This is a genomic window from Candidatus Villigracilis saccharophilus, assembly GCF_016711665.1.
Map to the genome: position 1 here is coordinate 1 of NZ_JADJSO010000014.1, position 24,443 is coordinate 24,443.

Genomic DNA, 24,443 nt, shown 5'->3' on the forward strand with positions numbered 1-24,443 from the left:
GAACCCGCCCAAGCTGAACTGCCGAACGCGGATGGTCAGACTCCTCGCATCCGAAACCGATTCACCATCCTTCAAGTTGACCAGCGTTTGGTACGTATCCTTCCAAACCTGGTTCTGATCGTTCTTCGAATACTGGATCACGACATTATAGGAATTCTTGAGATCGTAGACCCGTTCCAAAGGGTCTGTCCCATAGGGATAAACCTTGTCCGAGCCCACTTCAACGCGCAGGGTTTGGTCGGAAATATATTCCTCGGGGCCGAACCAACTGGATGGGAATTGAAAACCGAATCCGAACGCGCTGTTGGTGTAGGATTTCTCTGCGGGCACTTCGGTCATGGGGATCTGTGTCGCTTCGGTCGCAACTGGAAGCGGGGTCACCGTCAATTGGGGAGCGCAGGCGCTGACAGCAAAAATGAACATAACCAGGAATAGGGATAAAGTATTTTTCATTTTCTAGTCTCCATTACAGGCAATGACGCAGACGGGCAGATAAAAGTTCCAGATTCCATAAAAAAGCTGGCAGGCTAATAAAAAGAGGCGGTGTGAATTGCCTTCTGTTTTTGATACAATCAAATCACATCACTCTCGTATCCTACGCAGAGTGAAAAGGAGTAGATCGAATGCCCGAAAATCTGAGCGAAGAAATTGTCAAAGAAGGGGCGCAAAATGTCACGCAAAAAGATATCCAAAAAGTAATTACCAAGTCTGAAGAGATACAAAGGAAATTCAGCGCCAAAGGTCCGCTGGCGCGCTTTATCGAAGACGGCAAATTGCTGATCGCCATCGTTAAGGATTACTGGGCTGGGGCGTATCGTCAGATCCCTTATGGTGTGATCGCCTCAAGTGTCTTCACACTGATCTATGTGCTTAATCCATTCGATATGGTTCCTGACGTGCTGCCGCTGATCGGTCAACTGGATGATGTGGCGGTGATGGGCGCGTGTTTGATCCTGATCGAACAGGATCTGCACAAATATAAGGATTGGAAGGTAGGGCAGGGATAGAAACAAAACACGGAGGCTGATATCTGACTGTGTCAGTGTCCATAGGGGTATTCCAGGACCGCCTGATGAGTCTTGTTTTTTTAACTACTTGGAACGCGAATTTTGAGGGAGTACTTCGCGCCTTTTGTTTTTCACCTAATTTGAGTCGATTTTTCCTGGTCTTGGAAAAGCCATGAAGTCTGGAATCCACTTTCTATCGTGGATTAATTTTGCTGTATAATCTTGACTTGTCGGGAGGCAGAGGAGAGCTACCTGTTAATTCCCCTTACCTCCATCATTACACATTTTCTCTAAGGAGGAGAAACGTGAAAAAAAATATATCTGTTCTACTTTCGCTGGTAGTGCTGGCAGGCATTTTGCTTGCGGCCTGCGGCGGCGGTGCGGCCACCGAAGCGCCCGCAGCCACTGAAGCCCCTGCTGCTACCGAAGCACCCGCAGCCACCGAAGCGCCTGCGGCTACTGAAGCGCCTGTTGCGAATCAGGCTGTTGTCACCGACACCAGCTATTCCGCAACCGATTGTGAATACGGCGGCGAATTCAAGTCCATCGAAGCGGTGGACGAATTGACCGTCAAGATCACACTCTGTGTGCCTGACCCCGCTTTCCCATCCAAGATCGCCTTCACATCCTTTGCCATTCAACCTTCTGAATATCTCGAAGCCTCTGGCGGCAATGGCGACTTGCTTGAGAAGCCCGTCGGCACCGGCCCCTACATCGTTGATTCCTGGGTCCGCGGCGACCAATTGGTGCTCAAGAAGAACCCCAACTATTGGGGCGAGAATGTCGGCGCTGAAACCCTGGTCTTCAAGTGGAGCACCGAGTCAGCCCAACGCTTGCTCGAACTGCAGTCCGGTACTGTTGACGGTATCGACAATGTTGGTCCCGATGATTTCGCCACTGTTGAAGGTGATTCCAACCTGGCTCTTTTCAACCGCCCGGCCCTCAACATCATGTACATCGGCTTTAACAACAACCCCAAGGTTGACGGCTTCGATAATGCCGCCAATCCTTTGGCCAACGAAAAAGTCCGCCAGGCCATTGCCATGGGCATCGACCGCCAGCGCATCGTGGATAATTTCTACCCCGCTGGTTCCGAAGTTGCCTCTCACTTCACCCCCTGCTCCATCCCGAACGGCTGCGTAGGCGATGAATGGTACGCTTTTGATGCCACCGCTGCCAAGGCGCTTTTGGCCGAAGCCGGTTACCCGGATGGTTTCGAAACCGTCTTGAACTACCGCGACGTTGTCCGCGGGTACCTGCCCGATCCCAACGTTGTGGCTCAGGATCTTCAGGCTCAGTTGAAAGAGAACCTGAACATCACCCTCAACATCGAAGTCATGGAATCCGGCGCTTTCCTCGCTGCGGCGGATGCCGGCCAGTTACAAGGCCTGCACATGCTGGGCTGGGGCGCTGACTATCCTGACCAGACCAACTTCCTTGGTTACCACTTCGGCGCCGGCGCTTCTCAGCAATTCGGCGATAAGTTCGATGACATCACCGAAGCTTTGACCCAGGGCGCTCAGCTCGCTTCCGATTCTGAACGCGAACCTTTCTACACCGCCGCCAACAATGCCATCCGCACTCACGTGCCGATGATCCCTGTGGCTCATGGTGGTTCCGCTCTTGCCTTCAAGGCTTCCGTTGAAGGCGCCTTTGCCAGCCCGCTTGGCAACGAAGAGTTCTCGGTCATGTCCAACGGCACCGATACCTTCGTCTGGATGCAGAATGCTGAACCGATCTCCCTGTATTGTGCAGATGAGACCGACGGCGAATCACTGCGCGCTTGCGAACAGGTGACCCAGTCCCTCCTCGCTTACGAAACCGGCGGAACAGCTGTTGAGCCTTCCCTCGCCGAGTCCTATGAAGTCAGCGCTGACCTGACCGAGTGGACCTTCAAACTGCGCCCTGGCGTCAAGTTCTCTGACGGTACCGATCTGGATGCGAAAGATGTGATTTCATCACTTTCCATTCAATGGGATGCTGCCAACCCGCTCCACACCGGCAACACCGGCGCGTTCTCCTATTGGAGCGGCCTCTTCGGCTCCTTCCTGAACGCTCCTCCGGCTCAGTAATTTCAATCCCGCACAACCTATTAGACCCCCGTCAAGAGTCATCTTGGCGGGGGTTCTCCCTAAACCGATATGACCACTTATATCATCCGACGACTCTTTCTCAGCATTCCGGTTTTATTTGGTATTTTATTCGCCACTTTCGCGCTGGCGCGCTTGATCCCCGGGGATCCCTGCCGCGCCATGTTGGGGGAGAAAGCCACCAAAGTGGTCTGTGATGAATTTAACCATCGTCATGGGCTGGACAAACCCATCATCGTTCAATTCGGGGTGTATGTTGGAGAGATCGCTCAGGGTGATTTCGGAACTTCATTCCGATACTCCAAACCCATCACTGAATTGTTGAAGGAACGCCTGCCCATCACGGTTGAGTTAAGTTTTGCGGCTCTGATGGTCAGTATTTTTATCGGTATTCCTTTGGGCGTGATCTCCGCGGTCCGCCATAACTCATGGGTGGATGTGGTCACCATGATGTGGGCCAACGTGGGTGTGTCCATGCCCGTGTTTTGGCTTGGATTAATGCTGGCGTATGTTTTTGCGCTCGCCTTAAAAGATACGCCTTTTCAATTGCCGCCTTCCGGCCGCCTGAGCGCCGGGATCACAACAGTTCCATTTTTTGAAACCTGGGGGATGCAGGTCAAGGAAGATACCTTCTCTTTTACGATCGTTGACTTCCTTGCTCGAATGAACATCCTGAACTCCGTGCTGACAGCCGACTGGGCATTATTTAAAGACGCACTTATTCATCTTATCCTTCCCGCTTTTGCCCTGAGCACCATTCCGATGGCGTTGATCGCCCGTATGACGCGCTCTGCCATGCTCGAAGTGCTTGGTCAGGATTACATCCGCACTGCGCGCGCCAAAGGCATGGGACGGCGTTCCGTGATTTTGAAGCACGCATTTCGAAATGCCTTGCTGCCTCTTGCTACTGTGATCGGTCTGTCCTTGGGCGGTTTGCTGGGCGGCGCGGTTCTGACCGAAACTGTTTTCAATTTATCCGGCGTCGGCCGCATCCTTTATGACGGCATCACGGCCCGCGATTATGGCATTGTGCAAGGGTTCACGGTTGTCATCGCGATGTTCTTTGTTTTATTAAACCTCATCGTGGATGTTTCCTATGCCTACCTCGATCCCCGTATCCGCTTGAACTAGGAATTGATCATGACAATCGCTGCAACCCCTGTAAAACTGGATTCCGAAGCCCTCACGCTGAAATCGACAAGCCTGTGGCAGATCACATGGCATCGGCTGTTTCGGCGCAAGTCATCCATTGTCGGCATGATCATCCTGGCTATTCTTGTGACCATTGCCCTGACCGCGCAGTGGATCGCCCCCTATAGCCCCACACTTTCCATGTTGGATACAAAACCGCCGCAGGATATCCAGAAGCGGTCTTCCCCCTGCATTTATCTTTTGGGATGTCCGCAAGAACAGCCGCAGCACATCATGGGCACCGACGGAAATATGCGCGATGAATTCAGCCGCATGTTATATGGCGCGCGCCTGAGTTTGATGATCGGTCTCTCCACTGTAAGTTTTGCCATCATTATTGGCACCATCCTTGGCGCGCTGGCCGGTTATTTTGGCGGCTGGATCGATAACCTCATCATGCGTGTGATGGACGTCCTGTTGGCATTTCCTTCGCTGTTGCTTGCGATTGCCATTGTGACGGTTCTTGGCCCCGGCCTGATCAATGCTCTGCTCGCGATCGGCATTGTCTCCATCCCGGCCTATGCGCGTGTAATGCGTGCCTCAGTGTTGTCTGTCCGTGAAATGGACTTTGTTTCAGCCACCCGCTCGCTTGGCGGCAATACGTATGAGATCCTTTTCAAGTGTATTCTGCCGAACGCGCTGACTCCGCTGATCGTGCAGGGAACGCTGGGCATAGCCTCCGCTATTTTGGATGCGGCCGCGCTGTCTTTCCTTGGATTGGGCGCGCAGCCCCCCACGCCTGAATGGGGCTCCATGCTTGGCGCCGAACGGAACCAGGTCTTCACGGCCCCGCATCTTGTGTTCTATCCCGGGCTGGCTATCATGCTCACCGTGCTTTCGTTCAATTTGATCGGCGACGGCTTGCGCGATGCGCTTGACCCGCGCTTGGTGCATGTAAGTTCATAACCTATTTTCTTGTTAAATCAAAAACGCGACCGCAGCATAGGTCGCGTTTTTGATTTTTGTGATTTCGTCATAAAACCTTAAAGAATATTCCCCAGACCGCCAGCGCCCCGAAGACAAGAATGACCAGCCCGGCTCCTAATGCGATCTCGGGGAATTCCCGCGTATCCTGCAAACGGAAATCTGGAGAGATGCCGGTAACCTCCCAGCGCGGACTGGCGAACCATGCGAACATGGCGCCGCCCAACAGGCCGCCCACATGCCCCCAATTATCAATGCCGGGTGAAAGCCCGATGAACAGGTTGATGGCGATGATCACCCCGGCGTTGCTGATCGCCTGCCGGGCCTGACCGCCGAATAACTTACGGTTGTGATAAAAGAATGCGACTTCGGCCGCAATCAGTCCGAACACCGCCGTGGATGCGCCCACTGAATATCCGTTTTCACCGGTCAAAAGGAAAGAGAATACATTGCCGCTGAATCCCGCCAGAAAATATAACAGCGCGAATCTGGCGTGTCCGAAATGCCGTTCCAATAATGTGCCGATCGAAAAAAGCGCATACATGTTAAAGAAAATATGCGGTATCGACCCGTGCAGGAATACCGGTGTGATAAAGCGCCAGATTTCCCCCGCGCGAATGACCGAGTTGAATCTCGCGCCATACACTTCGAGCCAGTCAATTTGATTGGCGGCATATCCCAGCACCGCCACGCTTAATAATTGCAAAACATAAACAAACACCGTGACCGCGATGAGCGTGTACGTAACAGTTGGCGCGATGGTTGGCAGGGCCACGCGCACTGATTGGGCAGCAGGAGCAGGCTCAGTGTGATAGGGTGAAGCGGGGAGTTCGTTCATCCAAGATCAACCTTGCGATGCTTAACGCGCAAATGTTCCGATTCAATGATGCCGCGCACTTTGTTGACGGTGTCGTCCAAATGGAAATCCTGGTTGACGATCACATAATCAAATGCTTCGATGCGCTGTAATTCCTTGCGCGCGGTCGCGATCCGCAGGGACAGCGAATCGGCGGTTTCAGTTTTGCGTTCGCGCAGACGGCGTTCCAATTCATCCTCGCCCTCGCAGGTGATGAAGATCAGCAAAGCCTCTGGCGCAACCTTGCGCACCGACTCTGCGCCCTGCACATCCACGCGCATAATAACATCCATCCCGCTGGCGAAAGCCTCGCGCACGCCCTGTTTGGGGATGCCTTTGTAATCGCCGTAGACGATCGCGTACTCAAGCAGTTCGTTATGCTCGATCATGTGGGCGAATTCATCATCTGAAACGAACAGGTAATCCCTGCCGTGCACCTCGCTCTCGCGTTTTTCACGCGTTGTGGCGGTTACCACGAAATGGAATGGCAGGCCGCGCTCCATCATGCGTTGGACGACTGAATCCTTACCGACGCCGGAGGGGCCGGAGATCACGATCAGGAGCGGCTCAGGTTTGCGAAGTTCGAATGTATTGGTCATGGGGGTATTGTACCAAAGAGACACGCTCTTCATTGCGCCTTTCAGAAGTCATATCCATCCGCAGATTCAAAGATTGCGTCCCCCTGCTGTTTGCGAATAGGTTTTCGTACAAATTTTTTCATGAAGCGGTAAAATTAGCTCATGCCGACCTATGACTTTATCTGTAATCATTGTGAAAAACGCTTTGAAGTCTTCATGACCTTCAGCGAATATGGAAAGAAACCTGTGCATTGTGTGCATTGTGAAAGCGGGAATGTTCGCCGCCGCATGACAAAAGTGCGCATTGCGCGCTCTGAGGAAAGCCGCATGGAATCTGTCGCCAGTGATTTCTCTGGTTTTGAGGGCATCGAGGATGATCCCAAAGCGCTTGGGCAGATGATGCGCAAGATGGGCAGTGAAATGGGAGAGGATTTGCCCCCGGAATTCGATGATGTGGTCGATCGATTGGAAGCCGGGCAAAGCCCGGATGAGATCGAATCAGCCCTGCCTGATCTTGGCGCTGACAGTACAGGTGATGAATAATTCCTCTTGATAAAAAATCACCCTGAAGCTAATTCTTCAGGGTGATTTTTTATTTATGACTTTTCATTACTGCTGTGTGGAGATTACTTCTCTTTTGCTCCGTCGTCTATCCATTGCGTGACCAGGTCAAGGTCATTTGCAGAAAGGTTGAAGAAGTGCTTTTCACTTTGGATCTTGATCAACAGGCTTGCGGCGGAATCATTCGGGACGATCACAGCGCCGCTCTTGCTGCCTTTCATCAGATCGGCGTAGGTGGTGACATTCAACCCACCGGAAGCTGCGTCACCGTGACAGGCTCCGCATTTTGCTTTGAAGAGTTCACCAATGGCGCCGTCATAGCCTGAGCCTCCCGCGGTAGGAGATGCTGCCGGAGCCGGGGTGGGAATTTGAGTTTTCAATATCTCGCGCAGCGCGGGAGCGTCAAAGCCTGCGTAGGTGTACACATTTCCATGGCAGGCGCTGTTCGAGCAGAAAGAGATATTGCTCACGCCGCCCATGCCTTCAATGGTGTGGCAGCCGACGCAGGATTCGTTTATAGATTGATTATGCAGGCTGATCCAATTGGGGTTGAGATGTGACTCCGGTTCCACGCCGCCGCTGTTGATCTCGATGTTCGTCACCAGATCTTTTGGTTCGGTCACGATCGGGATCGAGTGGCACAAGTTACATTCAAGCCGCACCGCTTCATTCTCCGCGTTCAAATGCTTCCCGTCATGACAGCGGAAACAGCCGGGCGAATTGATATGCCCCAGGTTGTTGGGGTGGGTGGTGAAGTCAACTTCCTGATCGTGGAATACGGTGCGGTCATAGATGGCCTGGATCTCTTTCACAGATGCCTGAATGATCCCGGTATTCTGACCGTAAAAATCAGCATAGTTGGTCTTGTAATCTTCTTCAACCGCGGCAATGGCTTTGACGGCTTCATCGCGGGTTTCATATTTGACGCTCAACACCTCGACCGCCTTGGCGCGGATGGAGGGAATGGCAGGGTGGATCAATTTTCCAGCCATGGCCTGGTCCACAGATTCGGTCGGGACTTCAAAGTTGTGCGTCACACGGTTATGACAAGTGGTGCAGTCTATATCCTTGAGCTGGCTTTCATCCATGGAAGCTGCGTCAAAACCGGATTCCACATCGGTATATTCGGTGAATGTGCCGTCATCGTTGGCGACGCGTACATACGGGATTTCCTGATTCAGCGGATCCGTGGCGTAATACTGGACCTTGTTCGAGATATGCCAGTGGATGCCTTTTCCAAGGCCTTCACGTTCGTCTCCGCCGCCAGTCTTCAGGATCAGGTAGGTGGTTGATTCGGTGTTAGCTTCGTCGCTGGCAAAATGCTTGATGGTGCGCAGGCTGTCGTGGGCAAAGGTTTCCGGCAGATGGCATTTTTCGCAGGTATCGCGTGCCGGGCGCAGAGCCGTGGCGCGGATCGGATATTCATAAAGCTTAAATATCTCGTAATATGTTTCTTTCAATCCCTGTGTCTTGCGCATCAACTGATTGGAGAAGGAAGCGCGCCCGATATGGCATTCTTCGCAGGTGACATTGGCATGTGGAGAATCTGCATGCACAACACTCTGGGGCGGCATGGTATGGCAGGCAGTTCCGCAGAAACTTGTGGAGTTTGAATATTCCCATCCATACATCCCGCCTGCCAGCAGGATCACAAACACAATGATCAGCGTCAGGTATGGCAGAATATATGTCCAGCGTGAAGAGCCTGGCTCCGGTACGAAAAACTTTCCCAACCGTTCCAATAACTTTTTCATAGACACCTCCGAAAAAAATAGCAGATGCATGGCGAATGCATCTGCCTTTATTATAAACCCGTGCGCTGTTTAAGTTGCTATTTTTCCAGTGCGCCTGCATCCAGCCAGGCTTTGATCTGGGCGAGCTCCTCAGCGCTAAGTTCAGCATAAGCATGTTTTCCGCTTTCAAACTTCACGATCATAATGCTGTTGGCAGAATCACCGGCGGTGAAGACAACACCGGATACTCCGCCCTTGATCGCATCTGCATACGTGGATAAATTCAATCCGCCGGATGCGCCGTGACAGCCCGCGCATTTTTGCGTGAATAAGGGACCCACGGCTCCATCCCAGCTGACAACTTGCTGCGGCTGTTGTGGGCGTACCTTCTGCTGAAAGAGTTCCTTCGGGTGTTGCTGAGGCATCTGTCGTAGCCGTCGGAAGCGGGGTATTGGTCGGCACAAGTGTCGGAGTCGAGGTCGGGCGCGGAGTGGCTGTTTGCGGGACATAGACTTCGACCAGCTGCCCTTCCTGCGGCGGGATGGTGGTCAGCGCCGTTTCTTCAGTGTTGATAAAGCCATAGATGCCGCCTAACATGCCCAGGACGAGTACGGAAGCGATCGGGAAGTAGATCTTCTGGCGTTTGCGAATGGTCATCTCGTCAGGCCTGCGGTCTGCGGTCCCGGCTTTGATCGCGGCCAGTTCAAGCGGATGTTCGTGCTGCATTTGCTCTTCGGTCATCTTGCCGGTCCACATGGCTTTGTTGAAGAATTTAATATGCACGCCATAAAAATGCCAGAGGATGATGGCCAGCACTGCCAGTACCGCTTCACCGCCGTGCGCGGCTTTGGCGGCCGGGATGATTTCGCCCGGCAGGAATTTGGCGGATGTGATCGGGTTCCACATCAAAAAGCCGGTCACGCCCATCACCGCCGTGCCCCAGACGAACGCCCAGTACTCGGCTTTTTCTTCAAAGGTATAGCGTCCCATTTGCGGACGGGTCTTTCCAAAGCCGACAAGTTTCCCCAAACCGACATTGTATAAAAAGGCCTGCAGCGCGTCGAGCGCGTCTTTCGGGCCGGGCAGCATGCTTAAGCTTGTACGCAGAACGAAAAAGTTGTAACCAAATACAACGATGTGCCACATGGTGCCGAGCATAAGAACGATGGCGGCGAAGTGATGGATACTGCGTGTGTTTTCAACGCCGCCCATGATGCTGACCAAAAACTGTGAAGTTGGGCTGGTTGCGAATTTTTGTACCAACCCCGTCAGCCCGAGGGTGGTAAAGGATGAGAGCATGATCAAATGTTCAATGCGCCGGGCAAGGGGAAAGCGCTCGTAGCTGCGTTCTGTTTCTGAAGAAGCGGATGTCTTGGCCATTAATGAGCGGCTCCTTTACGGCGTTCGATCAGCCGTCGAACAATATCTGAAATTACAAACACGCCCATGCCGCCCAACACGCCCGGGATGAGGAATTTGTAGAATAGGTTGACGTTATATACCAGCGGGTATTTATCCGGGCTGGCGACATAATGACTCATCCAGGCATCCGGGAAGTTGGAGGTCGCGTCTGGGTGACAGCGCTGGCATTTAATGAGCAGGTTATTCTTTAGCGCGATGCCTGTTTGCGGGTTGTCCACTTTTGAAATATCGTGGATGCCGTGACAATCGGTGCAGACCGGTTTATTGGTGGGCTGATCCGGGGAATTTTTTTCAAAGAGTGTGACAGTGGTTCCGTGAAAATCTGATACATAGGTGTTCAAGATATTCGTGGAGAGTCCGTAGGCGCGCATGAGCGTGTCATTGGCGTGGCACTTCGCGCACAACTGAGGTGTTTCATTTCGGAACTGGGCGGTGGTGGGGTCTTGAATGTTATGCACGCCGTGACAGTCGATGCAGGTCGGCACATCCAGATTCCCAAGTTCGGTCAGCGCAGCGCCATGGACGCTGTATTTGTAGGTGTCGTAAATTCCGCTGTGACATTTCGCGCAGGTCTGCGGGATATGCAATTTGGCGGTGATCAGGAGCTCGCCAGTATCCTTGTTCGTCAGGCGGGTTTGCTCATGCGGATTGTGGCAGTCGGTACAGACTGCGGCGTTCAAGTTGCCGCCAGCCAATGCCGTCTGATGGACGCTGTCCAATACTTTTGAGTATTGTTCACTGTGGCATTGCTGGCAGGTGGTGTAATACGTGGTGGCGATCTCGCGCGGGCTGGATGCTTTCAGTTCCGGGTGTGGGAATCCGGTGAAGTCAGTATGGCAGCTTGTGCAGGCAACCTCGTTCTCACCGTGGACAGACTTGCTGAACTTTTCTTCATCAATGGTCAATAAAAGAGTTTCCCCGCCGGACATCGTCAAGGTAAAGTCTGCTTTGCTGTGACAAGCCAGGCAGACGCTGTTATCAACTTCTTGCGCAGCGGGCGCGCCAGGTATGTTGGCGTGAGGCGCGGCGCGTACCGGTTCAGACCTGAAACCTGCCAAGGCGAGCGCGACCAGCACAAGTCCTGCGAGAAAGGGCAACGCGTGCGCTATTCTTAGTCGTCTCATTGAATTCTCCTGGAGCCATTTAATAAAAAAAATTTGTCTATGACAAGTTCATTCAATGTCATGGGGCAACGATCCCAATTTTACAATCCACGTCATGTAAACCGTAGTGATTAATATCCTTCATTTTACATGATTTATCGAAAGTAGTCATCCTGTTAAAAAGAAATGGCGGGCGCATCGCGCCCGCCATCGTGTTTACTTATCCTTGCGGATTATGTGATTACTTCAGTGCTTCGAGGGAAGCGTCAACCAAAGCGTTGAAGTAGTTCGGGTTGTGAGCGCTATTGCTGCCGTCTTCTTCGATCAGGTGATAGACGAAGAGTGCGGCGGCCTGCGGGGGATCCAACTGAACTGGGGCATCGCCGTTCTTGAGAACGTTGGTGCCGTCTTCGTTCATCAGGCCCTTAGCAACCAAAGCGGTCTTCAAGGCAACGACTTTCTCTTCAAAAGCGGTGATCGCGCCGTTGATGTCGATGCTTTCGGCATCAGCATGGCAAGCGACACAAGCGCCAACTTCTGGTAAGAAGCGATGGTTACCAGCTTCGCCCATGTGACAGCCTACGCAGGTGTCTTCGACCATGGAATAATGCGCGCCGGGTTTGCCGTCTACACCGAGAGCAGCATTAACATCGACGGTGGCCATGAGGGTGTCGACCTGAACGCTGTAGTGGGTGTTGAAGCGGGCGGTGGGGGTGAATTTGTCGGGGATGACAACGCCAGCGCTATCCTTGGAGGCGAAGTTGGCCATGTAGCGGCGGGCCTGATGGCAGTTGGCGCACAGGTTGCCCTTGCCGCCGTCGAAGGTCGCGCCACTGGTGACGGTGGTCACAGGAGCTTCGGTCTCGAGAGCCCAGTCGGCACCGGTATAGGTGACGTGGATCTGATGGCAGGTGCGGCAATCCTGATGGGTCGGGTTGGCATCGCCGGATTCAAGCTGGCTGAAGTTCTGGCCGGCTGCAACAGCAGCGCTGAAGGCAGCGCCGGAGTGGCAGAATGCGCAGGACTTGTTTCCACCTTCTTCAATGAAGGCAACGCCCTGACCGTGCAGGGATTCCTGCCAGTTGGCTTTCTTGCTGGTAATGATGGCTGTATCGTTGTGGCATTCGGTGCAGGTCAGGTCAGCGGCTGAAGCGGAAGTGCCATCAGCGCCGGCAGGGCCGGCAGGGCCGGCAGGGCCAGCGGGACCAGCAGGGCCTTCAGGTCCGGCGGTTCCGCAGGCGGTCAACACCAGAGATGCAACAAGAAGGACAGCAACGAGCAAAAGTACTTTTTTGAGTGACATTTCTTTACATTCTCCTTTTTGCTTTGAACATAAAATTGTAGTTTTTTCACTACAGGGCAGTGGACATGTAATCCACTAGTTTGTATAGTTTAAGTCAAAATCAGATTAAAATCCAGTTAATTTTGCGTGTTTCCATGTGACAAATGTCACAAAAATGAGAAATAGATTAATGGTTTTGCGTTTGATGATGTTTTTTTGAGTGTTCTCCCCTTTCTTGTCGTTTAAAGAGATGGCGGGCGCATTGCGCCCGCCATCGAATTTACCCCTTTGTTATTTATTAATTATGGGCGGGTGTACTTGCTGATATCGCCGCCGAGATCTTCAATTGTATCGATCTGGATCTGGAGGGCGTATTTCGGATTGTGAACGAATGAGCCCGGGATCTTGCGCAGGAAATTGAAGTTATAGGCCGCTTTGAGCAAACGGGGAGTCCAGGTGGTGTAGGAGACTTTCTTGCCGTCTACAACATCAGCTTTGTCGTCACCGTCAGCATCAACGAACCAGTATGGATAGGTATTGGAGTCGTATGCAATGCCGGTACCAACGGTCTTTGTGGCATAGGCTTTGATCTGCAGCATACATCGCATCGCGCAGCGGGCGGACTTCCATGCGGATCGGTTCTTTTGCGTCGCCGTCGCCGTCCCAGTCAGTGGTGTCTGAAACCCAGCGGATTTCGTCAACATCTGTGATGCCGGCGTGGCAGGTCGCGCATGTTCCAGCGACATCCCATTCACCGTTATGGGGAGAATGGCAGCCAACACAACCGGGCTGACCGTTCACTTCAGGATGCGGGTTGACGCCCACATAGGTCTTGCCTTCGTATTCATAGAAGCCCTGGGCATCGGTACCGAACCAGAATGCTCCAATCCCGAGGTAATGGGCATTGATGAAGCCGAACTTGAGATCCTTGCCATTGGCATCCTTGATCGCCTCAACGACGACATCTTGTGCTTCAGCAGCGCCGGGGAAGGTGGCAATGCGATCATCCACTGACTTCTTGGAGGCGCGGCCCTGGTGACATTCGAGGCACAAATTGGAGTCGGCGCCTTCACCATAGGTTACAACCTTGCCGGAGGGGAAGGTTACTTCATTGACTACATAGCGGGCCGGGAAGTTGGCGCCGTCATGGCAGGTCACACACATCAGACCGTTGCCGGCGGGAACGCCTTCTTCAGGAATTGTCTCGCCCGCGAGGAGCGTGGGGAGACCAGAACCGCTGTGGCACTTGGCACAGGCAGCTTCAACTGTATAGGACGGGGTGCCGTCATCGTTGAGGTCCCAATGGCGGAAGGCAGCAGCCGCGCCATTGAAGTGACCGGGATCTTCGCGGGTCAGGGTGGCGGCATCAAAAATAGTGGTCAGTTTTTCACTGGAATTCACATCTTCGATCGAGTCAAAAAGCAATTCGATCATGTACTTTCCGCCATGGGCGAACGCACCGGGATCCTTGACGGAAACCTGGTAGTTGTAGGTGGCCTTGAGCAAGCGGGCGGTGAAGAATGTGTAGCTTACATTCTTGCCGTCAACCTGGTCAATGGCGCCATCGCCATCAGCATCAACGAACCAGTACGGGTTGGTGGCCGCATCGTAAACGATGCCAGTGCCGACAACTTCAGTTGCATAGGTCTTGATCGAGGTGTACAGGGTTTCCTGCAAACCTTCGATTTCAAAGGCTACGCCTTCTTCTTTATCGCCATCGCCGTCATAATCTTTGCTTGAGGATGGCTCGCGGACGTTCTTTAGATCGTCAACCGAGGCAACGCCTTCGTGGCATTCGGCGCAAGCTTCAACTTTAACTTCGAGGCTGTGCTGATCGTGGCAGCCGAGGCAGGTATTGAAGCCGTCAACATGGGCATGTTTGGCATCATAGCTCTTGCCTTCATACTCATAACCCATCTTGACCTGTGATCCATACAGTGTGCCGCCAGCGGCAAAATAATGGACATTCGGGAAGCTGAATTTAACGGTTGTGGCTTTGCCATCTTTGTCCAGAACAGGAGCGCCGCTGGCGTCTACTGCGGGGATGGGTTCAACAACGACATCCATGTCGGTCACTGCAAAGTCGGTGATCTTCTTATCAACGCTGACTTTGGATTGGCGTCCCTGATGGCAGGTCATACAACGAGCCTCTGGGCCAAGGTTTTCGACAACTGCGCCGGACGGGAATGTGACCGAGGTCAAAGCATCGGCGGCATCGTTATGGCACATGGTGCAGGTGAACGGCGCATTGGGAACTGCGGCAGCCGCATCTACGGAACCATCAGCGATGAAGTCAACAAAGCCGGCTTCGCTGTGGCATTTTGCACAGGAGGTGGGGACTTCAGTTTCTGCGTCCCAATGGATAAAAGCTTCAGCCGCGGCATCTGCATGACCGGATTCGGCGAAGATCGCTGTAATTTCAATAGCCGGGTCCACTGTGGGCACAGCGGTCGGGGCTTCAGTGGCGGTGGGTTCAACAACGACTACCGGTGCTTCAGTGGGGGCCGGTGTGGCGGCGGCGCCGCAGGCTGCCAGTACGACAGCAACTACGAGTACTAAACCAACTAGAACGAGCATTTTCTTAAGTGACATTTCTTTACATTCTCCTTATTAAGTTTCAAACATAACTTTCTTATTTACTTACATTTTATTTTTTCGATTGTGCCTCCAGGAATTTTTTGTGTTAATTTTCACGAAAAATCGGACATTGTTGTCCGATATTCTAGGATTTTATTGCAGTTCTTCATTAAAATCCAGTTAATAAGGCTTCAATTCCAAGTGACATATGTCATAAGAATGAGAATTTGATTAAAACTTGGGTGACATTCATTATCTTGGTTTGTGACAGTCTGCACTTACTTAGCCGGGTATTAACAATTAACATCAAATCGGATAAATCCTTCTGTATTTCGGGAGAATGTGTAATATGAAAAAAACTCAAAAATTGATCGTTCCGCTAGTGGCGCTTGCGCTGATCGCCGTGTTTTCGGTTCTGGTGTTTTCCCCTTCTCAAAAAGTCTCTGCGACAGCAGACTTTCAGGATCCCAATATTGAGACCTGCATGGGTTGTCACGCCAAGGTTGCCACCCTGTGGGAAGGAAGTCATCACAACACTGGTAATGTAAGCTGTCTGGTTTGCCATAAACTGGCAGGCGGCGCTGGCAGTCATCCCAGCTGAAACAAAATATACCGTTGAAAGTGAAGCGACCACCTGTCTGGTCTGCCATACCGATGTGGCCGGTGAGAATATAGCCGGGCAATTGGCGCTCAGTCAGCATGGAAAGGTCGGCCTGACGTGTGTGAGCTGCCATGAACAGCATTCCCAGGGTTTGAAAATTTCCGATGGCTCGCGCACAGTGTGCGAGAACTGCCATAAGAAAGAAATGGAATCCATCCTTGGCTCCACTCATTTCAAAGCCGGACTAAGTTGTGTCAACTGCCACATGGGCGAAGACAGGAATCACACCCTGATCGTTGCTGTGCAGACCTGTGATGAATGCCATACTGATCTGCATGAGGCCAGCCGAATGCTCGACGCCGGTCTTGATGTGGAGGTTGTCACCACACCCGCCGCGATGGCCGCTGTCACGGTCGAGCCGACTGAAGAACCCGCCGCCCCTGTTACCGGCGGAGTAAAAATGCCCTCCTGGACGCTGGTGTTTGCAGGCATGCTTATCGGCGGCATACTTTCCTGGGCGCTTGTAGGCAAAGACCCCGGCAAACCCTCTGATAAAAAATAGCCTTGTCGTTCCAAACGAACACAATGGAGACTTATGATGAGCGAAATTAAAAACGAACAACCTGAACCGGAAAATGCCGCGACCTCGCGCCGTGATTTTCTGAAACTCGCCGGCGGACTTGCTGTCGCGGCGGGTGTTGCCCAGGTTGCCATGAGCAATATGACCGTCAAGGCTTCATCCGGCGGCGAAGAAGGCAAGGGTCCGCAATGGGGCATGTTGATCGATATTAACCTGTGCATTGGCTGCCAGTACTGCACCTTCGCTTGCGAAGCGGTCAATAATCTGGCCGACGATATGCGTTATTGCGTAGTCACAAATGAGACCACACAAAGCGGGGAGGAGTTCTTCCTTTCACGTCCATGTATGCACTGCCAGGAAGCGCCGTGCGTGCATGTCTGCCCGGTCAAGGCGACCTATCATCGTGAAGATGGGATCATTGCGATGGATTACGACCGCTGTATCGGCTGTCGTTATTGTCAGGTGGCCTGCCCCTACGATGCGCGTGTCTTTAACTGGAAGGAACCGATCGAACGCAGTCCGCAGTCACCGAACTTTGGTTTGCAGGAAGTTGAGAACCGCCCGCGCGGCGTGGTGGAAAAATGCACCTTCTGCACGCATCGTATTGACCCGGGCTTGGAACGCGGCCTGGTACCCGGCGTTGACCCGCAAGCGACTCCCGCCTGTGTCGTGGCTTGTCCCACCGTGGCGAGGATCTTCGGCGATATGAACAACCCTGAAAGCCCCATTTCGATCGCACTGGGCGAAGCCAAAACCACCATGCGCTTGCGTGAAGAACTCAGCACCGAACCGCGTGTGTACTATATTCCCCCAACAACCGATAACCGCTTCCAAGGGAGTTAATCATGCAAACCACAATTAATTACCCTAAATTGCGTTTCGGAAAAAAACTAATTGATGTCTTCCCATATTGGATCGGCTTCTTGCTCCTGGGCGTCGTGTTCGGGCTGATCGGCGCTTTCGTCGTTCTTCGTGACGGATTGCAAGTGACCCGGTCTTTCGAATCGCGTTCCCTGGGGACTATGGATCTCGGTTGACCTTTCGTCCATTTCACTGGGCGGTTCTGCTTTTGCCTTTGGCGTGATCGTTTATCTGTTGAAGATCAAGCGCTTTGAGATCGTTGGCAAACTGGCGGTATTGCTTGGTTTCCTCGGGTACTCCACTGCGGGCATGGTCCTTTTATTCGACCTTGGGCAGCCGCTGCGTTTTTGGCATCCGATTGTCTTCTGGCAGGTTCACTCCCTCTTGTGGGAGATCACCATGTGCGTGGTGCTCTACCTGACCGTGTTGATGGCAGAGCTTATCCCCATTATTGTTGAACACCCATTTTTTGACGGCCATCCACTGCACGAAAAATTCCCCATCTTAAAGAAGGTGGTGGAGTTTGCAAAGTGGTTATCACATTGGCTGCACAAGGCTGGTCCTGTTCTGGCGATCGTTGGGCTGACACTTTCCCTCCTGCACCAGGCTTCACTTGGCGCGACCTACTCCGTGTTATACGGGCGCGGTGTTTGGTTCAATCAAAGCGCGCCGACTCAGTTTGTTTTCTCTGCCATGAGCGGCGGTACCGCGCTGTTGTTCTTTATGAGCGTGGTGGTCTTCCGCATTATGCGCCCGGGACTGGTCAAAGACGATGTGCTCTATGATGTGGCGCGCATCGCCGGCGGCATCACCTTATTACTCACTTATCTGCGCCTGTGGGATTGGGCGGTCACAAACTACTATTCCTTTGACCGCAATATTACCCTCCAGACAGAAGCGCTTAATGCCGTGGCGCCGTATTCCATGGCGTTCTGGCTTGGACAGGCGCTCCTGCCTGCCATTGCCGGGTCCTTGTTGCTTGCGGCAAAATCCGTCAAAAACTTCCGCTATCTTATGACTGCCTCGGTTATTCCGATCTTCGCTGCCATTCTGACCCGCTGGAATTACAACTTTGCGGGTCTGATCGCGTCTTCCACCTATGATCCGTACACACCCATTATCCGCATCAATTCTTATGCGCCGACCTGGGTTGAGTTCGCGGTTGCCACCCTTGTCATTTCTTACTGGCTGCTGGCGTTCAGTTTTGCGGCTCGTTACCTGCCTTTCAAAGGCAAACACGAAGACCATCATTGAGAAAATGGAATGAAACACTTTATCCCAGACATAAAATTGATGTCTGGGATATTTTTTCTTAAAGGCAGGTCCCTGTAATTCTTAAATTTATGACAAATGTCAAGTATCGGAATTTGAGGGTTTCGTATTATACTTATCTTTAATTAATCTACGCCTGTTATTGGAGATTCAATGTCTACAATCCATGTACCAAGCAGCTCGATACTTCAATCACGGAGGGGATGACAATGAACGAAAACTTTACCAGTTCCTTATTCATGGCTGTCATGTTCGTCCTGCGTTGTCTGATTCCGCTCGGCATTCTGTTTGGCATCTCTTATCTATTACGGCGCTTTCAGCTTGTAAATGATAATCCCGGTGAGCCGCTTGCGGAACCCATTGAAGATGCTGAAGCTGAAGAAACAGGCGAAGAGGAGTCCACCGAAGACGCCGGGGAAGACCCCGCGCCTTTAAAAAAGAAAGATATGGGCGTGAAAAAGAAAACCGCCACTTCCAAGAAGAAGGAGTCATAACCAATGACAACGCGCACTTTTTACCGACAAGCGCCGTGGTTGATCCTTGCAGGTTTGATCGTCCTGCTGGCGAGTTTGTTCGCGACATTTCCCGCGAACGCGAAACCTTCCATGCAGGAGACAGAAAAATACTGCCTGTCCTGTCATGGCGATTCCACATTAAGTATGACCCTCCCGAGTGGGGAAAAACTTTCCCTGTATGTTTCGCAGGATCAACTCGACCATTCCGTGCACAGCAGCAAGGGCATTGAATGTGAAGCCTGCCATAATAATATTTCCACATATCCACATCCTGAACAGAAATACGCGACCAAACGGGAACTCTCGCTCAATTACTATCAGACCTGTGAGAAATGCCACTCCGCCAATTACGCAAAGGCACAGGATAGCATGCACGCGCAGTCCGCTCTGGCTGGGAATGAGAATGCCCCGGTCTGCACCGACTGTCATGGGCATCACGATACGCAAAAGCCCGACGAGCCGCGCTCTTTGGTTTCTGAAACTTGCAGCAAATGTCACGGCGAAATTGTTGATATTTACAAACAAAGCGTTCATGGCGAAGCGCTGTTATCGGAAGACAATCCCGATGTGCCGGTTTGTACCGACTGTCACGGCGTGCACAATATTCAAGACGCCCGCACCGATCAATTCCGCGTGGAAAGCCCGGAACTCTGCGCGCGCTGTCACGCGGACAAGGCACTGATGGATAAGTATGGCCTCTCATCAGATGTGTACAGCATTTATAAACGCTCCTGGCACGGAGTTGATATTTCCGTATACAAAGCGCGCTGGGGCACGGTCTGGCACGATAGCGCAGTTTGTACCGACTGTCACGGTGTTCATGATATGCGCAAGACAAGCGACCCGGCTTCCAAGGTCAATCCTGCCAACCTGCTCACTGCCTGCCAAAAATGTCACCCGACTGCCGGTCCCAACTGGGTGGATGCGTGGACTGGACATAACGAAGTCAGTCTTGAGCGCACTCCCATCCTGTTCTATGTGGATAAATTCTACACATCCTTTACCCCGTTCATTTTGTGGGCGTGTATCATTTACGTCCTGCTTCAGATCATTCACTCCATTGTGGACCGCGTAAGGAGTACCCTTTCATGAGTGCGAAGAAAACCATTAAACGTACACCTGTTGCACAGCAGGAAAGATTTTTTGCCCGTTTCAACCTCGGTCAACGCTGGGAGCATGCGCTCCTCTTCTTGAGCGTGACTGTATTGCTGCTGACCGGGCTTCCGCAAAAATACCGCGATATGTCGTGGAGTCAGGATCTGTTATCCACGCCGGAGCGATTGGACCTGATCCGCCAGATCCATCACATTGCCGCGATCGTGCTTACCCTCGAAGCGATCTATCATATCGGCCGCGCGATCTATTTGATGGCGCGCCGTAAGATGTCCGCCGATATGTTCCCTAACATGCAGGATATCCATGATGCCTGGCATATGCTGCAATACCTGCTCTTCCTGCGCAAAGATAAGCCCGCCTTTGGAAGATACAACTTTGAACAAAAGGTGACTTACTGGTTCCTGTTCTTTGGTCTGGCGCTCATGGGGATCAGTGGATTTATCATCTGGTTCCCGGTGCAGTTCACGCAATTCCTGCCGGGCGGAGTTGTCCCAGCTTCCAAGATGGCACACAGCACCGAAGCCGTCGTCGCCGGGATCTTTATCCTGATCTGGCATTTCTATCATGTTCATATTGAACGCTTGAATCTGAGCATCTTTACCGGGCGCTTGACTGAAGATGAAATGCGCAAGTTCCATGCGAAAGAGTACGAACGAGTCACCGGGCAGCCCGCTTCCAAACCCGACGACAAATAGTGTCAGACAGAAGCAAATAAAAAAAAGAGAGCCGCTAAAGCGTAAAACTTTAGCGGCTCTCTTTTATCAATTGTGAATTCCAGGTTTTATCCTTCCGCGCGCCTTATCCTGCCGCCGCATACACGGCAGAAACGATCATTGGGCTTTGCGCGCGTTCCGCACTGGGGACAATATAATTCTTCATCCGCTTCCTCGCTCTCTGTGTTTGTTGAGTGCGCTCTGCGTCGGGACTTTTTGGATGTGCTGCGGCCTGATCGTAAATAATATACAAATCCGCCCGCGATCAACAGAACACCTACACCGCCGATAACGTAGGGCAGATAATTATTTAAGGAAACGCGTCCGGGCGTATTCTCATCCACGGGCGCGGACGGCTGGACTCCCTGCGAGGACGCGATCAACGTATCGGTCGTTTTGTTGTATTGCAGGTTGAGCGTGAACTGTTCACCCGCCGCCAGCTTGACAGACTCGCCCTTGAAATATTTCAGTCCATTCTCTTGTGAGATCGAATTGAGTTTTGGAACAGTGGTCAGCGAGCTCGTGTCTGCTGGTTCGAGCACGCGCATATCGAATGCGTCCACCGCGTAATCGCCGTCCCAGAGGTAGGAGAACACCCGCTGGTTTCCGCTGAATGTGATCGGCTGGTAATATTCAAAGTGCGCTCTCGCTCCTTCCAATGTAACAGTAAAGACCTGCCACTCGCCGCTCGCGGTTGGTCCCTCGAAAACAGCATTTATCAGATTTCCGTCCTCGGCATAGGCCGCCACGGCGATCAGGTTGGCGTCCAGCGGAATGCGGAAATTAACATCAACCGGGAACTTTGTATTTGCCGCCGCCGTAAAATCTGTGATCACCAGCATGCTGGGCTGATCGTACTCGGGCCACAACTGCACGTTCATGCTTGCCAAAGTTATTTTTGTCTGTGCGAATGCTGATGAGGGGAAAGCCAAAAATATTGCCAATACCAATATTGAAAACCACTTGCGCATGGAAGTACCTCCGAACATGAAAATTTTGATTTATCTTACCATGCGCGGAAATTTGCGGATATACCCAACCGCATAATTATGGCTGAAGAATGTCACGCTTTATACATGGCTGACACTGGCTCGCACCAATTGCCAGCACGCGCGGTTGTAGGGAGCCTGGATGCCGTGCTTCTCGGCGCGTCTTGTGACCGCTCCGCAGATGGCGTCAATCTCGGTTGGAGCACCGCGCCGCACATCCTGAAACATGGATGAATGATTTGTGGCGGTTTGCCGCGCCACATCCTCCGCCGCGCTGACAGGGTTGCTGAAAGGCAGGTTCACGTTTTCAGCCTGCGCCACTTGCGCGGTTTCGCGCGCCAATGACGCCATCACTTTACGGGCATTTGGATGGGATAACAATTCGCCATTCGAGATTTGCAGTAAGGCGGTCAATGGGTTGATGGCGGCGTTGATGACGAGTTTGCCCCACATCAGCGACTTCGCGTCGTTAACGATGTGCAGATTAAAGTTGGATGACCGCAGAGCCGCTTCAAGCGGACCGAGTGCCTGATTCTGTTCAATGGAGATGATTCCATCCCCGCCTGCCCGCACCAAACCCGGCCCGAGCAGAGTCGCGCCGGTGGTGGTAATGCCCAATGCAACCCGCTCAGCCCCGAGGTCACGCGCGAGCGTTTCGTGGTTGCCGAGTCCGTTTTGCAGGGTCAGCGCAAGCCCATCGCCTGCCAGTGATTCTTTAAGTTGACCGGCCGCGCGTTCCGTCTGCCAGGACTTGACCAGCACCAGCGCGAATTTCGCGCCGCTCACTTCACACGGATCATCCGTCGCGTGGACTTTGAACGCGCGTTCGTTTCCATTTGCATCTACAAGGCGCGCGCCATTTTTTTGCAGGGCATCCAATCCGCGTTTCCACGTCCCCAGCATGGACACGGAATGCCCCGCTTCGCTCAACCGCGCCGCGAACAACGTTGCCAATGCGCCTGTGCCAACAAGAAGAATATCGTTTTTCATTTTTTACCTTTATATGTCGTTGCGAGGGCGATACCCCGAAGCAACCTCCAACTTTACAGGATATTGCTTCGCCACAAAAAAAGAGCGTGGCTCACAACGACATGATTTATTTTATTTCTTTCTGAAACTCATCCCACTCTTCATCGCTCATCTCAACCGTGTGCTCAACGGCGGGAAAGCGTTTTGTTTCCACATCATCGAGATATTCCGTGAAAGCCCTGTTCATCTCGGCGTGGAAGTTTGCATACTGCTTGACGAACTTCGGTGTGAAGCGTTCAAAGAGACCGAGCAGGTCATGCGTGACAAGCACCTGACCGTCACAACCCGCGCCCGCGCCAATGCCAATGGTGGGAATTGAAATTTGTTTGGAGATGGTTTCAGCCAACCGCGCAGGGACAGCTTCCAGCACGAGGCTGAATACGCCTGCATCTTCAAGAATGTGCGCATCTTCGAGCAGACGTTTCGCCGCGGTTGCAGTTTTTCCCTGCGCGCGGAATCCGCCAAGTTGATGGACGGACTGCGGCGTGAGTCCGAGATGACCCATCACGGGGATCCCCGCCCCCACGATCGCGCGAACCGCGTCTGCGCGTTCCCGTCCGCCTTCGAGTTTGACCGCATCCATGCCGGCCTGCTGTAAAAATCTCCCCGCATTGCGGACAGCTTCTTCAATGGAAACTTGATAGGACATGAAGGGCATATCGCCCACCAGCAGCGCGGACTTCGCTCCGCGTGAGACCGCGCGTGCGTGGTGCAGCATATCTTCCATGGTGACAGGCAGTGTGTTGTCATAGCCGAGCACGACCATCCCGAGCGAATCGCCGACGAGGATGGAATCAATACCAGCCTTGTCCATCGCCATTGCAGTGGGATAGTCATAGGCTGTCAGCATGGTGATCGGTTCGCCGCGTTCCTTCTTCTGGCGGAACGTGAGCGTGGTCACCTTTTTACGCGAAGCGTGTTGTGATGTGGCGGGGGAAATTGTTGTGGTTGACATGGTACCCTCCAATATAGGTAGAGTCCGAATTACGTTTTGATTTGTTTTAACTTCGTCACGTTCCCAAGGATACGTGCGGTGTGGACATTATTCCACAAAATGATGGTTTTGGCTATTGTGGTGCATGTATTTGACAGTGAGGGGATGGCGTTTCTTACGATTTACACAGGACTTTCGAAGTCTGGTTAATAAGCAGTATAATATTTTTATTCAACATCACATGTCATCTCAATGACATATAGAAACGGAGAAATTCACATGCGAAGAATGTTTGGTTTTCTAATTGGGATATTTGTCGGCGCGCTGGTGGGGTCCACGGTAGCGTTGCTTTTAGCGCCTGAATCAGGCGAGAGGCTGCGCGGCGAACTGCGTGAGCGCGGACAGGGCTTTATGCACGATGTTCAGCACGCTGCTGATTCGCGCAAGATCGAATTGCGTGGACGGCTCGAAACTTTACGCGCGCCGAGGGAGTTCTAACAATTAATTGG

Annotated in this window: 26 protein-coding genes; 14 read left to right on the forward strand and 12 right to left on the reverse strand. The window is 52.5% G+C overall.

Annotated elements, in window-relative coordinates; translation table 11 throughout:
* Positions 1 to 453 (reverse strand): hypothetical protein (locus tag IPL17_RS05395; RefSeq protein ID WP_345306054.1); only part of this gene is annotated, 453 nt, incomplete at its 3' end.
* 170 nt (positions 454 to 623) lie between these two features.
* Between IPL17_RS05395 and IPL17_RS05400 the strand changes: the two genes are divergently transcribed.
* The 4 genes from IPL17_RS05400 to IPL17_RS05415 all read left to right on the forward strand — a co-directional run bounded on the left by IPL17_RS05400 (position 624) and on the right by IPL17_RS05415 (position 5,194).
* Entirely contained in the window at positions 624 to 1,007 is a 384-nt protein-coding gene (locus IPL17_RS05400; RefSeq protein ID WP_345306055.1) for a DUF1232 domain-containing protein, read from the forward strand.
* Between the two features lie 305 nt (positions 1,008 to 1,312).
* Entirely contained in the window at positions 1,313 to 3,079 is a 1,767-nt protein-coding gene (locus tag IPL17_RS05405) for an ABC transporter substrate-binding protein (RefSeq protein WP_345306056.1), read from the forward strand.
* Between the two features lie 69 nt (positions 3,080 to 3,148).
* On the forward strand, positions 3,149 to 4,228 hold the full coding sequence (locus IPL17_RS05410) for an ABC transporter permease (protein ID WP_345306057.1): 1,080 nt from the start codon (positions 3,149 to 3,151) through the stop codon (positions 4,226 to 4,228).
* 9 nt (positions 4,229 to 4,237) lie between these two features.
* Positions 4,238 to 5,194, forward strand: coding sequence for an ABC transporter permease (locus tag IPL17_RS05415; RefSeq protein WP_345306058.1), 957 nt, complete (start codon positions 4,238 to 4,240; stop codon positions 5,192 to 5,194).
* Between the two features lie 67 nt (positions 5,195 to 5,261).
* Here IPL17_RS05415 and IPL17_RS05420 read toward each other — a convergent pair whose 3' ends face one another.
* Both IPL17_RS05420 and IPL17_RS05425 read right to left on the reverse strand, forming a co-directional pair.
* Positions 5,262 to 6,050: a rhomboid family intramembrane serine protease gene (locus tag IPL17_RS05420; protein WP_345306059.1), complete on the reverse strand. Its 789-nt coding sequence runs from the start codon at positions 6,048 to 6,050 to the stop codon at positions 5,262 to 5,264.
* Positions 6,047 to 6,667, reverse strand: a complete 621-nt coding sequence (locus tag IPL17_RS05425; RefSeq protein WP_345306060.1) for a guanylate kinase — start codon at positions 6,665 to 6,667, stop codon at positions 6,047 to 6,049. Before IPL17_RS05425 ends, IPL17_RS05420 begins: the two co-directional genes overlap by 4 nt.
* Positions 6,668 to 6,808: 141 nt before the next feature.
* On the opposite strand from IPL17_RS05425, the gene IPL17_RS05430 reads away from it, so the two are divergent.
* The gene (locus tag IPL17_RS05430) at positions 6,809 to 7,189 is read left to right on the forward strand and encodes a zinc ribbon domain-containing protein (RefSeq protein ID WP_345306061.1); all 381 of its coding nucleotides are present in this window, start codon (positions 6,809 to 6,811) and stop codon (positions 7,187 to 7,189) included.
* An 83-nt stretch (positions 7,190 to 7,272) separates the two neighbouring features.
* On the opposite strand, the gene IPL17_RS05435 is transcribed toward IPL17_RS05430, so the two are convergent.
* The 6 genes from IPL17_RS05435 to IPL17_RS05460 all read right to left on the reverse strand — a co-directional run bounded on the left by IPL17_RS05435 (position 7,273) and on the right by IPL17_RS05460 (position 15,339).
* Entirely contained in the window at positions 7,273 to 8,961 is a 1,689-nt protein-coding gene (locus IPL17_RS05435) for a NapC/NirT family cytochrome c (RefSeq protein WP_345306062.1), read from the reverse strand.
* Positions 8,962 to 9,159: 198 nt separating this feature from the next.
* Entirely contained in the window at positions 9,160 to 10,320 is a 1,161-nt protein-coding gene (locus IPL17_RS05440) for a hypothetical protein (RefSeq protein ID WP_345306063.1), read from the reverse strand.
* The gene (locus IPL17_RS05445) at positions 10,320 to 11,486 is read right to left on the reverse strand and encodes a cytochrome c3 family protein (RefSeq protein WP_345306064.1); all 1,167 of its coding nucleotides are present in this window, start codon (positions 11,484 to 11,486) and stop codon (positions 10,320 to 10,322) included. Before IPL17_RS05445 ends, IPL17_RS05440 begins: the two co-directional genes overlap by 1 nt.
* Positions 11,487 to 11,706: 220 nt before the next feature.
* Positions 11,707 to 12,768, reverse strand: a complete 1,062-nt coding sequence (locus IPL17_RS05450) for a hypothetical protein (protein WP_345306065.1) — start codon at positions 12,766 to 12,768, stop codon at positions 11,707 to 11,709.
* Positions 12,769 to 13,049: 281 nt separating this feature from the next.
* Positions 13,050 to 13,346, reverse strand: coding sequence for a hypothetical protein (locus tag IPL17_RS05455; RefSeq protein ID WP_345306066.1), 297 nt, complete (start codon positions 13,344 to 13,346; stop codon positions 13,050 to 13,052).
* Positions 13,261 to 15,339 carry a hypothetical protein gene (locus IPL17_RS05460; protein WP_345306067.1) on the reverse strand — a complete coding sequence of 693 codons (2,079 nt, stop codon included), beginning with the start codon at positions 15,337 to 15,339 and terminating at the stop codon, positions 13,261 to 13,263. Before IPL17_RS05460 ends, IPL17_RS05455 begins: the two co-directional genes overlap by 86 nt.
* A gap of 334 nt (positions 15,340 to 15,673) precedes the next feature.
* On the opposite strand from IPL17_RS05460, the gene IPL17_RS05465 reads away from it, so the two are divergent.
* The 8 genes from IPL17_RS05465 to IPL17_RS05500 all read left to right on the forward strand — a co-directional run bounded on the left by IPL17_RS05465 (position 15,674) and on the right by IPL17_RS05500 (position 20,964).
* A complete protein-coding gene (locus tag IPL17_RS05465; RefSeq protein ID WP_345306068.1) occupies positions 15,674 to 15,925 on the forward strand; it encodes a hypothetical protein in 252 nt (83 codons plus the stop codon).
* A 205-nt stretch (positions 15,926 to 16,130) separates the two neighbouring features.
* Positions 16,131 to 16,487, forward strand: a complete 357-nt coding sequence (locus tag IPL17_RS05470) for a cytochrome c3 family protein (protein ID WP_345306069.1) — start codon at positions 16,131 to 16,133, stop codon at positions 16,485 to 16,487.
* 36 nt (positions 16,488 to 16,523) lie between these two features.
* Positions 16,524 to 17,348 carry a sulfate reduction electron transfer complex DsrMKJOP subunit DsrO gene (dsrO, locus tag IPL17_RS05475; protein WP_345306070.1) on the forward strand — a complete coding sequence of 275 codons (825 nt, stop codon included), beginning with the start codon at positions 16,524 to 16,526 and terminating at the stop codon, positions 17,346 to 17,348.
* A gap of 2 nt (positions 17,349 to 17,350) precedes the next feature.
* Entirely contained in the window at positions 17,351 to 17,542 is a 192-nt protein-coding gene (locus IPL17_RS05480) for a hypothetical protein (protein WP_345306071.1), read from the forward strand.
* A gap of 16 nt (positions 17,543 to 17,558) precedes the next feature.
* The gene (gene nrfD, locus IPL17_RS05485) at positions 17,559 to 18,620 is read left to right on the forward strand and encodes an NrfD/PsrC family molybdoenzyme membrane anchor subunit (RefSeq protein ID WP_345306169.1); all 1,062 of its coding nucleotides are present in this window, start codon (positions 17,559 to 17,561) and stop codon (positions 18,618 to 18,620) included.
* A gap of 227 nt (positions 18,621 to 18,847) precedes the next feature.
* Entirely contained in the window at positions 18,848 to 19,132 is a 285-nt protein-coding gene (locus tag IPL17_RS05490; RefSeq protein ID WP_345306072.1) for a hypothetical protein, read from the forward strand.
* Between the two features lie 3 nt (positions 19,133 to 19,135).
* Positions 19,136 to 20,245 (forward strand): cytochrome c3 family protein, encoded by a 1,110-nt coding sequence (locus IPL17_RS05495; RefSeq protein ID WP_345306073.1) that lies wholly within the window; start codon positions 19,136 to 19,138, stop codon positions 20,243 to 20,245.
* Positions 20,242 to 20,964 (forward strand): cytochrome b/b6 domain-containing protein, encoded by a 723-nt coding sequence (locus tag IPL17_RS05500; protein WP_345306074.1) that lies wholly within the window; start codon positions 20,242 to 20,244, stop codon positions 20,962 to 20,964. Before IPL17_RS05495 ends, IPL17_RS05500 begins: the two co-directional genes overlap by 4 nt.
* Before the next feature lie 86 nt (positions 20,965 to 21,050).
* Here the strand turns inward: IPL17_RS05500 and IPL17_RS05505 are convergent, their stop codons facing one another.
* The 3 genes from IPL17_RS05505 to panB all read right to left on the reverse strand — a co-directional run bounded on the left by IPL17_RS05505 (position 21,051) and on the right by panB (position 23,955).
* Positions 21,051 to 21,953, reverse strand: coding sequence for a zinc ribbon domain-containing protein (locus IPL17_RS05505; RefSeq protein ID WP_345306075.1), 903 nt, complete (start codon positions 21,951 to 21,953; stop codon positions 21,051 to 21,053).
* A 99-nt stretch (positions 21,954 to 22,052) separates the two neighbouring features.
* On the reverse strand, positions 22,053 to 22,961 hold the full coding sequence (locus IPL17_RS05510) for a 2-dehydropantoate 2-reductase (protein WP_345306076.1): 909 nt from the start codon (positions 22,959 to 22,961) through the stop codon (positions 22,053 to 22,055).
* A 106-nt stretch (positions 22,962 to 23,067) separates the two neighbouring features.
* Complete coding sequence (gene panB / locus IPL17_RS05515; protein ID WP_345306077.1) at positions 23,068 to 23,955, reverse strand: 3-methyl-2-oxobutanoate hydroxymethyltransferase; 888 nt, start codon at positions 23,953 to 23,955, stop codon at positions 23,068 to 23,070.
* Between the two features lie 258 nt (positions 23,956 to 24,213).
* On the opposite strand from panB, the gene IPL17_RS05520 reads away from it, so the two are divergent.
* Positions 24,214 to 24,432 carry a YtxH domain-containing protein gene (locus IPL17_RS05520; RefSeq protein WP_345306078.1) on the forward strand — a complete coding sequence of 73 codons (219 nt, stop codon included), beginning with the start codon at positions 24,214 to 24,216 and terminating at the stop codon, positions 24,430 to 24,432.
* Positions 24,433 to 24,443: the final 11 nt, after the last annotated feature.